13 protein-coding genes are annotated in these 12,303 nt (G+C 67.5%); 9 read left to right on the plus strand and 4 right to left on the minus strand.

The window, feature by feature from the left end:
• The first annotated feature begins 14 nt into the window (after window positions 1–14).
• The 3 genes from pdxH to ACEN8G_RS18855 are packed head-to-tail and all read left to right on the plus strand — an operon-like array spanning window position 15 to window position 2,289.
• On the plus strand, window positions 15–593 hold the full coding sequence (gene pdxH, locus ACEN8G_RS18845; protein ID WP_413415575.1) for a pyridoxamine 5'-phosphate oxidase: 579 nt from the start codon (window positions 15–17) through the stop codon (window positions 591–593).
• Window positions 590–1,501, plus strand: coding sequence for a cation diffusion facilitator family transporter (locus tag ACEN8G_RS18850; protein WP_413415574.1), 912 nt, complete (start codon window positions 590–592; stop codon window positions 1,499–1,501). The genes pdxH and ACEN8G_RS18850 overlap by 4 nt, the downstream gene beginning before the upstream one ends.
• Window positions 1,498–2,289, plus strand: coding sequence for a PhzF family phenazine biosynthesis protein (locus tag ACEN8G_RS18855; RefSeq protein ID WP_413415573.1), 792 nt, complete (start codon window positions 1,498–1,500; stop codon window positions 2,287–2,289). The genes ACEN8G_RS18850 and ACEN8G_RS18855 overlap by 4 nt, the downstream gene beginning before the upstream one ends.
• 148 nt (window positions 2,290–2,437) lie before the next feature.
• Here the strand turns inward: ACEN8G_RS18855 and ACEN8G_RS18860 are convergent, their stop codons facing one another.
• Entirely contained in the window at window positions 2,438–2,920 is a 483-nt protein-coding gene (locus ACEN8G_RS18860; protein ID WP_413417931.1) for a nuclear transport factor 2 family protein, read from the minus strand.
• Window positions 2,921–3,076: 156 nt separating this feature from the next.
• Here ACEN8G_RS18860 and ACEN8G_RS18865 point away from each other — a divergent pair, with 156 nt between their 5' ends.
• Window positions 3,077–3,991: an alpha/beta fold hydrolase gene (locus tag ACEN8G_RS18865; protein ID WP_413417929.1), complete on the plus strand. Its 915-nt coding sequence runs from the start codon at window positions 3,077–3,079 to the stop codon at window positions 3,989–3,991.
• A 219-nt stretch (window positions 3,992–4,210) separates the two neighbouring features.
• On the opposite strand, the gene mnmA is transcribed toward ACEN8G_RS18865, so the two are convergent.
• Window positions 4,211–5,320: a tRNA 2-thiouridine(34) synthase MnmA gene (gene mnmA, locus ACEN8G_RS18870; RefSeq protein WP_413417935.1), complete on the minus strand. Its 1,110-nt coding sequence runs from the start codon at window positions 5,318–5,320 to the stop codon at window positions 4,211–4,213.
• A gap of 157 nt (window positions 5,321–5,477) precedes the next feature.
• On the opposite strand from mnmA, the gene ACEN8G_RS18875 reads away from it, so the two are divergent.
• From ACEN8G_RS18875 to ACEN8G_RS18885, 3 genes are all read left to right on the plus strand, one after another.
• Window positions 5,478–5,705 carry a hypothetical protein gene (locus tag ACEN8G_RS18875; RefSeq protein ID WP_307117040.1) on the plus strand — a complete coding sequence of 76 codons (228 nt, stop codon included), beginning with the start codon at window positions 5,478–5,480 and terminating at the stop codon, window positions 5,703–5,705.
• 105 nt (window positions 5,706–5,810) lie between these two features.
• A complete protein-coding gene (locus tag ACEN8G_RS18880) occupies window positions 5,811–6,110 on the plus strand; it encodes a DUF1153 domain-containing protein (protein WP_183999330.1) in 300 nt (99 codons plus the stop codon).
• A gap of 182 nt (window positions 6,111–6,292) precedes the next feature.
• On the plus strand, window positions 6,293–6,550 hold the full coding sequence (locus ACEN8G_RS18885; RefSeq protein WP_307117039.1) for a GlsB/YeaQ/YmgE family stress response membrane protein: 258 nt from the start codon (window positions 6,293–6,295) through the stop codon (window positions 6,548–6,550).
• Window positions 6,551–6,616: 66 nt separating this feature from the next.
• On the opposite strand, the gene ACEN8G_RS18890 is transcribed toward ACEN8G_RS18885, so the two are convergent.
• Window positions 6,617–7,336 (minus strand): SIMPL domain-containing protein, encoded by a 720-nt coding sequence (locus ACEN8G_RS18890; RefSeq protein ID WP_413417926.1) that lies wholly within the window; start codon window positions 7,334–7,336, stop codon window positions 6,617–6,619.
• An 80-nt stretch (window positions 7,337–7,416) separates the two neighbouring features.
• A complete protein-coding gene (locus tag ACEN8G_RS18895; protein WP_307117037.1) occupies window positions 7,417–7,677 on the minus strand; it encodes a GlsB/YeaQ/YmgE family stress response membrane protein in 261 nt (86 codons plus the stop codon).
• Window positions 7,678–7,923: 246 nt separating this feature from the next.
• On the opposite strand from ACEN8G_RS18895, the gene ACEN8G_RS18900 reads away from it, so the two are divergent.
• Together ACEN8G_RS18900 and ACEN8G_RS18905 are read left to right on the plus strand one after the other, a co-directional pair.
• Entirely contained in the window at window positions 7,924–9,123 is a 1,200-nt protein-coding gene (locus ACEN8G_RS18900; RefSeq protein WP_413417924.1) for an efflux RND transporter periplasmic adaptor subunit, read from the plus strand.
• Window positions 9,124–9,132: 9 nt separating this feature from the next.
• Window positions 9,133–12,288 carry an efflux RND transporter permease subunit gene (locus ACEN8G_RS18905; protein WP_413417921.1) on the plus strand — a complete coding sequence of 1,052 codons (3,156 nt, stop codon included), beginning with the start codon at window positions 9,133–9,135 and terminating at the stop codon, window positions 12,286–12,288.
• Window positions 12,289–12,303: the final 15 nt, after the last annotated feature.

Genomic DNA, 12,303 nt, shown 5'->3' on the forward strand with positions numbered 1-12,303 from the left:
TTAGAGCCCCCGGCATGACCACCGATCCGTTCGACCTGTTCGACAGCTGGTACCAGGAAGCGCGCGCGAGCGAGCCCAACGACTCCAACGCGGTAACGCTCGCCACGGTGAGCGCCGGGGGCCAGCCCTCCGCCCGGATGGTGCTGCTCAAGGGCCATGGCCCCGACGGCTTCGTCTTCTACACCAACCGCGAGAGCCGCAAGGCGCAGGACCTGCACGAAGGCGCCAGGGTCGCCCTGCTCTTCCACTGGAAGTCGCTGCGCCGCCAGATCCGCATCGAGGGGATCGTCACCCGCGCCACCGATGCCGAGAGCGATGCCTATTTCGCGACGCGTGCCCGCGATTCGCAGCTCGGCGCCTGGGCATCGGACCAGTCCCGCCCGCTCGATGCCCGCGAGACCTTCGAGGCGCGCTTCGAGGAAGCGAAGGCCCGGTTCGAGGGGCAGGACGTCCCCCGCCCGCCGCATTGGGGCGGCTACCGCGTCACCCCCAGCGCAATCGAGTTCTGGCAGGACCGCGCCCACCGCCTGCACGAGCGCCGGCTGTTCACCCGCACCGGCCAGGGCTGGAGCGAAGGCCTGCTGTACCCGTGACCAACCTCGCCCGCCGCGCCGCACTCGCCAGCGTCTGCTCCGCGATCCTGCTCGGCGTGCTCAAGGCCTGGGCTGCCTGGACCACCGGCTCGGTCGCGGTGCTCGCCAGCCTGGCCGACTCCGTCCTCGACCTGTTCGCCTCGCTGGTCACGCTCGGCGGCGTCCACTGGGCCTCGCAGCCGGCCGACGAGAATCACCGCTTCGGGCACGGCAAGGCCGAGGCGCTGGCCGCGCTGTTCCAGGTGGTGGTGATCGCCGTCTCGGCGCTCGCTATCCTGGTCCGGGCGATCGAGCGGCTGCGCGGCGGCGACATCTCGGCCTCGCCCGAATCGGGCATCGCGGTGAGCATGATCGCGATCGTCGTGACCCTGGTGCTCACCCGCTACCAGGCGCATGTCATCCGCCAGACCGGATCGGTGGCGATCGGCGCCGACCGTATCCACTACACCTCCGACCTGATGCTCAACGCCGCGGTGATCGCCGCGCTCGCGCTCGATGCCTGGGGCCTGCGCGGCGCCGATCCGCTGTTCGGCATCGCCATCGCCTTCTGGCTGCTGTTCGGCGCCTGGCGCGCCAGCGAGGCCGCGATCGACCAGCTGATGGACAAGGAATGGCCCGAGGAGAAGCGGCGCGCCTTTGTCGAGGTCGCCGGGCGCAACCCCGCGCTCAGGAGCCTGCACGATCTGCGCACCCGCAGCAGCGGCAACAATGACTTCGTCCAGTTCCACATCGCGATGAACCCGGCGATGACGATCCAGCAGGCGCATGACGTGGTCGAGGCGCTGGAAAAGGAATTGGGCGAAGCCTTCCCGGGCACCGAGATCCTGATCCATGTCGATCCCGACGGTCATGTCGACGAGCCGCAGAACCCGATGATCGAAGCCAATCTGCTGAAGGACCCCGAGTGAAGCTGCCATTCGCCCAGATCGACGCCTTTGCCGACCGTCCCTTCACCGGCAATCCCGCGGCGGTGATCCCGCTCGATTCTTGGCTGGACGACGCGCTGCTCCAGCAGATCGCCGAGGAGAACAACCTCTCCGAGACCGCCTTCATCCTTCCCGATGCGAGCGGCGAAGCGGATTTCGAGCTGCGCTGGTTCACCCCCGCGGTCGAGGTCGCCCTGTGCGGCCATGCCACGCTGGCGAGCGGCCATTTCGTGCTCTCCGCCGATCCGGCGCGCGACCGCGTCACCTTCCGCACCCGCAAGGCCGGAATCCTCGAAGTGCGCCGTGACGGCGACGGCTATGCGATGGCGCTGCCCGCCTATCCGCCCGAGCCCGCCGAAGTGCCGGGGCTGCTCGATGCGCTGGGCGTCGACCTGGGCGAAACGCTGCGCCATCCCAACGGCTATGACCTGACCGTGCTCGACCGCGCGGAGGCGGTGCTGGCGCTGACGCCCGACTTCAAGGCGCTCGCCGCGATCGGCCACACGCTCAACATCGTCACCGCGCCCGGCCAGGGCACCGACGTTATCAGCCGCGTCTTCGCCCCCGCTGCCGGGATCGACGAGGATCCGGTCACCGGCTCGGCCCATTCCGTGCTGGTGCCCTATTGGGCCAAGCGCCTCGGCCGCGACACGTTCAGCGCCTTCCAGGCCTCGAAGCGCGGCGGCCACATCGCCTGCGGCCTGGCCGGCGACCGGGTGATCCTGGGCGGCAAGTGCGTGACGGTGATCGTCGGGGAGTTTGTGGTGTAGCCAATTTCCCTCTCCCCTTGTGGGAGAGGGAGGGAGCCGACGCAGTCGGCGGAAGGGTGAGGGGGAGTGAGACTCAAGCCCCCTCATCCTTCCCACTCGCTCCGCGAGCGGGCCCCTTCCTTCTCCCACAAGGGGAGAAGGAGTTTGGTCACTCCACCCCCCGATGCGCGTAGCTGAGGATCCGCGCCGCCTGCCAGCCGTCTGGCGTCTTCTTCCACAGATGGACGAAATGCGCCTTGCCGACGAGCTTCTCCGGTCCGTCGCCCTTGCGCTCGTAGAAGACATGGTCGCCTTCCTCGATCGCCCCATAGCCCGGCACCGGATCGACATGCAGCGTCTCGGGCAGCAGCGCGCGGCGGCTGCGCCAGGCATCGGACGCCTTCCGCCGCTCGCACTCCTTGGCATAGAGGGCGACGAACGCCTCGCCGCTGGTCGCCACAACGCCGCCCTTGTCATGGTACATCTCGAGATCGGGCGTCACCATCGCCGCCATGCGAGCCGGCTCGCAGCGCTCGAAGAAGGTCTCGAACAGGGCCGAGTCCGCTGCCTTCACTTCGGCGAGCAGGGCGGGGTCCGGGGAAGCGGGCACGCTCTGGAGCAGGGCGAGCGAAAATGCGGCGGCAAGGAACATGGGTATCTCCGATGTGTATTAACTAAATAATACACATCGATCCGCCGCACGCAAACCCGACTGCCGGACAGCTCAGAAAGCATTGGCACCGGGGCGGTTTCGCAGGCACCCTCTCCATCCGGGCGAATCCTCGCCACTCTGTGGGGGAGAAGTGCGATGTGGAAATCCGGTCTGGCAGCTCTGGCTCTGGCGCTCGCGGGCGTCGCCCCCGCGGCCGCGCAGGTGGCGCCCTATCCCGCCAGCTTCACGACGCGCGAGATCGCGGCCAACGGCACCACCATCCATGTCCGCGTCGGCGGCAGCGGTCCCGTCGTGCTGCTGCTCCACGGCTATGGCGAGACCGGCGACATGTGGGAGCCGCTCGCCGCGCGGCTGGTGCGCGATCACCGGGTCATCGTCCCCGATCTGCGCGGCCTCGGCCTCTCCGCCAAGCCGGCCGGCGGCTATGACAAGAAGAACCAGGCCGAGGATGTCGCCGGCGTGCTCGCCGCGCTCGGCGTCACCGGCCCGCTCGACGTGGTCGCGCACGATATCGGCAACATGGTCGGCTATGCGTTCGTCGCCGGCCACCCCGACCGCGTCTCGCATTTCGTGCTGATGGACGCGCCGATCCCCGGCATCGGCCCCTGGGAGGAAGTGCTCAAGAACCCGCTGGTATGGCATTTCCGCTTCGGCGGCCCGGACATGGAGCGGCTGGTCGCCGGGCGCGAGCGCATCTATCTCGATCGCTTCTGGAACGAATTCTCGGCCGATCCGAGGAAGTTCGACGAAGCCTCCCGCGTCCATTACGCCAGGCTCTATGCGCTGCCCGGCGCGATGCACGCCGGGTTCAGCCAGTTCGGTGCCTTCGATCAGGACGTGATCGATGATCGTGCGCTGCTCGCCCGGGGCAAGCTCAGGATGCCGGTGCTGGCGATCGGCGGCGCGGCGTCGTTCGGATCGACCATGGCAGTGATCGCCCGCGCCGCGGCGGACAATGTCACCGAAGTCGTGATCCCCGCCTCCGGCCACTGGCTGATGGAGGAACAGCCCGAAGCGACCACCGAGGCGATCCTCGCCTTCCTGAAATAGGCCGGCAGCGCTCTCCCAAGCGGATGGGTCTGGCAATGTAGGATTTCGTCTGATCTATGCTGGCGGATGCAGGCCCGCCGCATCTCCGCGATCCCGACATCTCCGCGCCCGTGCGCATGCCGGTGGGCGCCGGCACGAACACGCGGCAAGGGAAGCCCGCCCGCCACGCGCGTATATGTCGTGAACTTAGTGAACTTCCGCGCCGGAATTCGCCGCGAATCAGGCCGGCAGCAGCTCCGCCCGCTCGGTCTCGGCGATCCAGCCGCCGCCCAGCACGCGCTCGCCGGCATAGAGCACCGCGGCCTGGCCCGGGGCGACGCCGTACTCGGGCGAATCGAACACCACCCGGTCGCCCTCCAGCCGCGCCGGCACCGGCTTGGCGAGGCTGCGCACCTTGGCGGTCACCGGACCGGCATAGTCGCCGCCCAGCCAGTTGATCCCCTCGATCCGCGCCGCGCGCACCGCGAGGGCGCGCTTGGGGCCGACCACGACCTGCCTGGTCTCGGGATCGAGCCGCAGGACATAATAGGGCTCGGGCGCGCCGCCGATCTCGAGCCCGCGGCGCTGGCCGACGGTGAAGTGGATCAGCCCGCGATGCTGCCCCAGCACCTTGCCCGATTCGTCGACGATCGCGCCGCCGGTCTCCGCCTCGGGGCGCAGCTTCTTGACCAGGCTGGCATAGTCGCCGTCGGGGACGAAGCAGATGTCCTGGCTGTCGGGCTTGGCGGCGACGCCCAGGCCCAGCTCGGCGGCGAGCTCGCGCACCTGCGGCTTGGGCATGCCGCCCAGCGGGAAGCGCAGGAAATCGAGCTGCGCGCTGGTCGTAGCGAACAGGAAATAGCTCTGGTCGCGCGCGGGATCATGCGCGCGGTGCAGTTCGGCGCCCTGCGGCCCGAGCACGCGCTGGACATAATGGCCGGTCGCCAGGCAATCGGCGCCCAGGTCGCGGGCAAGCGCGAACAGGTCGGTGAACTTGGGCCCCATGTTGCACTTCACGCAGGGGATCGGCGTGCGCCCGGCGAGATATTCGTCGGCGAAGTCGTCGATCACCTCGCTCTTGAAGCTCGATGCATGGTCGAAGACGTAATGCGCGATGCCGAGCTTGTCGCAGACCGCGCGGGCGTCGCGGATGTCGCGGCCGGCGCAGCAGGAGCCCGCCCGGCCCACCGCCTCGCCGTGATCGTAGAGCTGCAGCGTCACGCCGATCGTCTCGGCGCCGGTGGCGGCGGCGAGCGCGGCGACGACCGACGAATCGACCCCGCCCGACATGGCGACGACGATGCGGCGGCGTTCAAGCGGCCCTTCGAGCTGGAAGTCTCCTGCGATCATGATCGCGCGCATTTAGGGGCTCGTACTTCCCCGCGCTACCCCGGTCGGATTCCGGTAATGCTGGTTAAGCTCCCGTTTTCACCTGCTTTACGGACCCTTCAAGACTTTTGGGTAGAAAGGCTCATCCGAGTTCAACCTGTCGGATGGGTAAGAGAGCGTGGACCTGAGTTTTGCCAGACTGGAACGCGACGTGGCGATCACCGCCATGCCGACCGAACTGGCGGTGCTGCTGGTCGGCGTGGCGGCACGCCAGGCAGCGAGTCCCACGGCACGTGCGCAGGCACGGCTGGCGCTGATCGCGCCGGTCGAGCAGCTGCTCGCGCCGGTGCACGGAGCGTTTCATCGCGCTGCGGCACTCGCTCTGGCCCGTCGACGGGAAGAATGAAGGGTCTGTTTACCGAGGCGTTTTAGTCGATGTTCAAGGTCCGCCGAATATCGATTGGTCGTTGAGTTTGCGTAGCGGGGGCCCCCCGCCCCGAAAGGCGAGTAGATGATTGAGAACCAGAAGATCCGTCCTGCGAAAGTGATTGGCCCGCTCGGCGAGCCGCTTACGCTCGAGACGCTTCCCCCGCCCGAGACGACCCGCTGGGTCGTGCGCCGCAAGGCCGAGGTGGTGGCTGCCGTCAATGGCGGGCTGCTCAGCGTCGACGAAGTGTGCGAGCGCTATGGCCTCACCGTCGAGGAATTCGCCGGCTGGCAGCGCGCGATCGACCGCTCGGGCATGCCCGGGCTGCGCGTGACGCGCATCCAGCACTATCGCTCGCTCTACGAGCGCCAGCAGAAGTTCTGAACTCCTCCCTCAAGGAGCAATATCGGCCCGTCTCCGGCATGTCCGGGGCGGGCCGTTTTCTTTGATGTCCCCAGGAAAAGTTCCCGATCCGGTGCAAAATATCGGTACGGAACCAACATGACCGCCCGCTCATTTTTCCTTCGTCGCCCGGTCCGCGGGCCTAGATAACGGAGGGACTTATGGTGAACCTCATCGTTTGGCTGGTCATCGGCGGTGTCGTCGGCTGGCTCGCCAGCATTGTAATGCGTACCGATGCCCAGCAGGGCATCTTCCTGAACGTGATCGTCGGCATCGTCGGCGCCTTTGTCGGCGGCTGGCTGTTCGGCAGCGGTGACATCAACAGCGGCGTGATCACCCCGACCACCTTCCTGGTGTCGCTGGTCGGCGCGATCATCCTGCTCGCGCTGGTCAATCTGGTCCGCCGCGGCTCGCTGCGCTGATCCTAGACGATGCATGCCAAAAGGGGCCGCCCCGCAAGGGACGGCCCCTTTTTCATGACGCGCCGATTATTTTAGCAGGAAGCGCACCGACACGCTGACCGTCAGCTCGCGCTCGCCGGCGACCACTTCCATCTTGTCGGCGACCATGCCGGCCTGGGCCCGCATCATCATCGGCGCCGGCATCGGCGGCAGCGCCCCGCTCTCCGAGATCGCCAGGATGCGATCGACCTTGAGGCCGGCCGCCTGGGCATAGAGCTCGGCCCGGGCCCGCGCCTTCTTCACTGCATCGACCCGCGCCTCGTCGAGCGCGCCCTCGGGCTTGTCGATCGTCAGGTTCGGGCCCGAGATGTCGTTGGCGCCCTCCCGGACCAGCGCGTCGAGGATCGTGCCGCTCTTGCCGACGTCGCGGAAGCGGATCGATAGCTGGTTCGACGCCTGATAGCCGGTGATCACCGGCGGCTTGTTCTCGGCATAGCGATATTGCGGGCTGAGGCTGATCCGCGCGGTCTGGATGTCCCGCTCGGCGACGCCGGCGCCGCGCAGCGCCGCCAGCACCTTGCTCATCTGCGCATTGTTCTGCTGCATCGCCTCGGCCGCAGTCGCCGCCTGGGTGACGACGCCCGCCTGGATCACCGCCAGGTCGGGCACCCGCGCGCTGATCCCGGTCGCGCTCACGTCGAGCACGGTGCCGTCGAGCAGCACGGGGCGCGCCTCCTGCTGCGCGGCGGCGGGCAATGCCGCCGCGGTCAGCAGAATCGCAGAGGCGGCAAGGGCAACACGGATCATCGAACACTCCTAAAATGACTTGTCCCGCGCACGGCTTGCCGCACGCGGGACAAATGCAAGCTGAACGAAAATCGTCCGCTTCAGACCCGGCGTGCCATGATCAGCCGATAAAGCGCCAGCAGCACGACCGAACCGGCGGTCGCCGCGGCATAGGCCTGCCAGGTGCTGTCACGCACTTCGAGGCCGAGCATCGGCGTCAGGTAAAAGGCGAGCAGCGCACCGGCGATACCGATCAGGATGGTAACGATGATGCCACCCGGGTCCTTGCCCGGCATGATCAGCTTGCCCAGCGCACCGGCGACGAGGCCGATGAGCAGCCATCCAATAATCCCATGCGGCATTGAATCCCTCCTCGATTCGGCCCGTCTCCCCCGGACCGCGCGGGAACGTCGCGCCGGTGCGACTCTATTGCAACTGTTTCTTGCCGGAAACGGTTCTGGAACATTCCGGATACTTGCGGAAAATGGCCGAAACGGGCATTTGCCCGCCCACGCGAAACGGCCCTTGTGGCTGGTGCCTTATTCATCTAATACAGTGCGATCAACTTTGGGGGCAGCGGCCATTTCGGCCGGATCGGAATGTCGCACATGAATTACGAGGCAGGGATGTTCGGACGACAGGAGCGGCTGGAGTATAATGGTGAGGACGCGCCGAAGTCGCGGCGTTGGCTCTGGATCACCCTGGTCGTGGTGGCGTTGATAGCCGTCGCCGCCTTCTTCACGATGGGCAGGCAGGATGGCGCCGCCGTCAAGGGCGCGGCCGCCGGCAAGTCCGCGGGCAAGGGCAACCCGTCGCAGATCCCGACCGTGACCATCGCGGTTCCCGGCCGCCAGGCGATCCAGACGGTGATCAGCGGCACCGGCAGCCTCGCCGCCAAGCGCGAGATGCCGGTCGGCGTGGTCGGCGAAGGCGGCCTCGTCACCCGCGTGCTGGTCGAGCCGGGCACCTGGGTCGCCAAGGGCCAGGTCCTCGCCACCGTCGATCGCTCGGTCCAGGTGCAGACCGCCGATTCGCTCGCCGCGTCGGTCCGCGTCGCCGAGGCCGATGCCAAGCTCGCCCAGGCCAATCTCGATCGTGCGCAGAGTCTCGTCTCGAACGGCTTCGTCTCCAAGGCCGATATCGACCGGCTGACCGCCGCACGCGATCAGGCCTCGGCCCGCGTCCGCGTCGCCCGTGCCCAGCTCGCCGAGACCCAGGCGCGCAACCACCGCCTCGACATCCGCGCGCCGGAAGCCGGCCTGGTGCTTACCCGCCAGGTCGAGCCGGGCCAGATCGTCAGCGGCGGCTCGGGCGTGCTCTTCCGCATGGCGATGGGCGGCCAGATGGAGCTGCGCACCCAGCTCGCCGAGGCCGATCTCCTGCGCACCCGCGTCGGCTCGACCGCGCAGGTCACGCCGACCGGCAGCACCCAGGTGTTCAGCGGCTCGGTCTGGCAGGTCTCGCCGGTGATCGATCCGAACACCCGCCAGGGCATCGCCCGCATCCAGCTCAACTATAATCCGGCGCTTCGCCCGGGCGGCTTCGCCAGCGCGCAGATCATCACCGGCTCGAACAGTGCCGTGATCCTGCCCCAGTCGGCGATCCAGACCGACGCGCAGGGCAATTACGTCTACACGCTCGACGCCAAGGACCAGGCCGTCCGCACCCCCGTGGTCACCGGCGAGGTCACCGATGCGGGCGTGTCGATCACCCAGGGCCTGGCCGGCACCGAGCGTGTGGTGCTGACCGCGGGCGCGTTCCTGAACCCGGGGCAGAAGGTCATCCCCCAGCTCCTCAAGAAGCAGTAGGATCCAGCGATGAGCTTCCGGAACATCTCCGCCTGGGCGATCCGGAACCCGGTTCCGCCGATCGTCCTGTTCCTGTTCCTCACGGTTGCGGGCCTTGTCAGCTTCAACCGGATGGACGTGAACAACAATCCGGACATCGACTTCCCGATCGTCTGGGTTTCGATCAGCCAGCCGGGCGCCGCGCCGAGCGAGCTCGAGACGCAGATCACCCAGCAGGTGGAAAGCGCGGTGCGCAGCCTGCAGGGCATCGACGAGATCAACTCGACGGTGACCGAGGGCAATTCGCAGACCGTCGTGCAGCTGGCGATCGGCACCCCGATCGACCGCGCCGTCGAAGACGTGCGCAGCGCGATCCAGCAGGTCCGCGGCAATCTTCCCGACGGCATCCTCGAGCCGCAGATCGGCCGCGTCGATTCGGCGAGCGACAACGACATCGCCAGCTTCACTGCGATCGCGCCCGACATGACCGTCGAGCAGCTCAGCTGGTACATCGACAATACGGTCGCCAAGAGCCTGCTCTCGATCGAGGGCATGTCGGCGGTGAACCGCAATGGCGGCGTCAACCGCGAGATCCGCGTCCAGCTCGATCCGGCCCGGCTCCAGTCCTATGGCCTCACCGCCAGCCAGGTGAACCAGCAGCTGCGCCAGGTGAACATGAACGCCGCGGGCGGCCGCGCCGAGATCTCCGGCTATGAGCAGTCGGTCCGCGTGCTCGGCAACGCCAAGGACGCCTATACGCTCGGCCAGACCCAGATCGCGGTCGGCGGCGGCCGCACGGTGCGCCTCGCCGACATCGCCACCGTGCAGGACAGCTATGCCGAGCTGCGCAGCGCCGCACGGTTCAACGGCCATGCCGTGATCTCGTTCGACATCCAGCGCGCCAAGGGCGCGTCGGACGTGACGATCTATCACGAGGCCCAGAAGAAGCTCGACCAGCTTCAGAAGAACAACGACAAGGTCCAGTTCGAGCTGCTCGCCAACTGGAGCAAATACGCCGAGCAGCAATATGATTCGGCGATGGAAGCGATGATCGAGGGCGCCGTCCTCGCCGTCATCGTGGTGTTCATCTTCCTGCGCGACTGGCGCGCGACGATCATCTCGGCGCTCGCCATCCCGCTCTCGTCGATCCCGGCCTTCTGGTTCATGGACCTGCTGGGCTTCACGCTGAACCAGATGACGCTGCTCGCGCTCAGCCTGGTGGCCGGCGTGCTGGTCGACGACGCGATCGTGGAGATCGAGAACATCGTGCGCCACATGCGCATGGGCAAATCGGCCTATCAGGCGTCGATCGACGCAGCGGACGAGATCGGCGTGGCCGTGCTCGCCACCACCATGTCGATCGTCGCGGTGTTCCTGCCGGTCGGCCTGATGCCGGGCATCTCGGGCCAGTTCTTCAAGAATTTCGGCCTGACCGTCGTCGCCTCGGTGCTGATGTCGCTGGCCGTCGCGCGTCTCGTCACGCCGATGATCGCGGCCTATTTCCTCAAGGCCAAGGGCCACGCCACCCACGGCGAAGGCCGGATCATGGACGCCTATGTGAAGCTGCTGCGCTGGACGCTGCACCATCGCTGGTCGGCGATCCTCGGCTTCTTCCTGTCGCTGGTGATGACCGTTGCCTTCTTCTTCATCCTGCCGATGACCTTCCAGCCGACGCAGGACGAGGACCAGGTGAGCGTCAATGTCGAGATGGTGCCGGGCACCACGCTCGAGCAGACCGATCGTGTCGTTCGCCAGGTCGCCGATCGCCTGCGCACCGAGCCGAACGTGGAGAATCTCTACGAGCGTGCCGGTGTCGGCAATGGCCGCGTGCTGGTGATCTTCAAGGACAAGCGCACCGAGACGAGCGACGAGTTCACCCGCCGTCTCGCCCCGGAACTGCTCCGGATTCCCGATGCCCGGGTGGGCTTCCGCGCCCAGGGCGGCTGGGGCTCGAGCGGCCGCGCGCTGACCATCACGCTCGGCGGCGAGGATCCGGCGCTGCTCACCAAGACCGCGCTCACGCTGGTCGAGCAGATGTCGAAGCTGCCCGACGTGGTGGCGCCGCGCATCGCCGGCGACCTCAACCGTCCGGAGATCGTGATCAAGCCGCGCCTCGACCTGGCCGCCAATCTCGGCGTGACCACTGCGGCGCTGTCGAGCGCGATCCGTATCGCGACGCTAGGCGACATCGACCAGAACAGCGCGAAATTCTCGCTGACCGACCGCCAGATCCCGATCCGGGTGGCGCTGCAGGAGAATGCCCGCGCCAAGCTCGACACGATCAAGAACCTGCCGGTGCAGACGCAGAATGGCGGTTCGGTCCAGCTCGGCACCGTGGCGGAGATCGCCTTCGGCACCGGCCCGACCAAGATCGAGCGCCTGAACCTGCAGCGGCGCGTCGTCGTCGGTGCGGACCTCGCGACCGATCCCAAGACGGGCAAGGCCGTGGTCTCGGGCGTGGCGCTGCAGAAGATCCACGAGCTGCCGATCATGAAGAACCTGCCGATCGGCGTGGCGGAGATGACCGTCGGCAACGCCAAGTGGCAGGCCGAGATGGTCAAGAACTTCGTCATCGCGCTGATGTCGGGTGTGTTCCTGGTCTTCGCGGTGCTGGTGCTGCTCTATCGCCGCTTCATGTCGCCGCTGGTCAACATGGGCTCGCTGCTCAACGCGCCGCTGGGGGGCCTGATCGCCCTGTGGATCGCCGGCCAGCCGATCTCGATGCCGGTGCTGATCGGGGCGCTGATGCTGTTCGGCATCGTCGCGAAGAACTCGATCCTGCTCGTCGACTTCGCGCTGGAGGAGATGGCCAAGGGCGTCGACAAGTTCACCGCGATCGTCGACGCCGGGCACAAGCGCGCCCAGCCGATCGTGATGACCACGGTGGCGATGGTCGCGGGCATGATCCCGACCGCGCTGTCGCTCAACGGCGACGGCTCGTGGCGCGCGCCGATGGGCATCACCGTGATCGGCGGCCTGATCCTCTCGACGCTGCTCACGCTGGTGATGGTGCCCGCGCTGTTCAGCCTCGCGGTCGGCCTCGAGCAGTGGCTCGGGCCGCGCCTGTCGCGCCGCCTGCTCACCTTCAAGCCGGGCGACGATGGCAGCCGCGTGATCGGCCATGGCCATGGTGGCGGCACGATCGAGCACAAGCCCGGGGACGATTCGCCGCAGCCCGCGGAGTGAACTTGATCCCGTCTG

Source organism: Sphingomonas sp. Sphisp66, from assembly GCF_047324325.1.
GTDB lineage: Bacteria > Pseudomonadota > Alphaproteobacteria > Sphingomonadales > Sphingomonadaceae > Sphingomonas.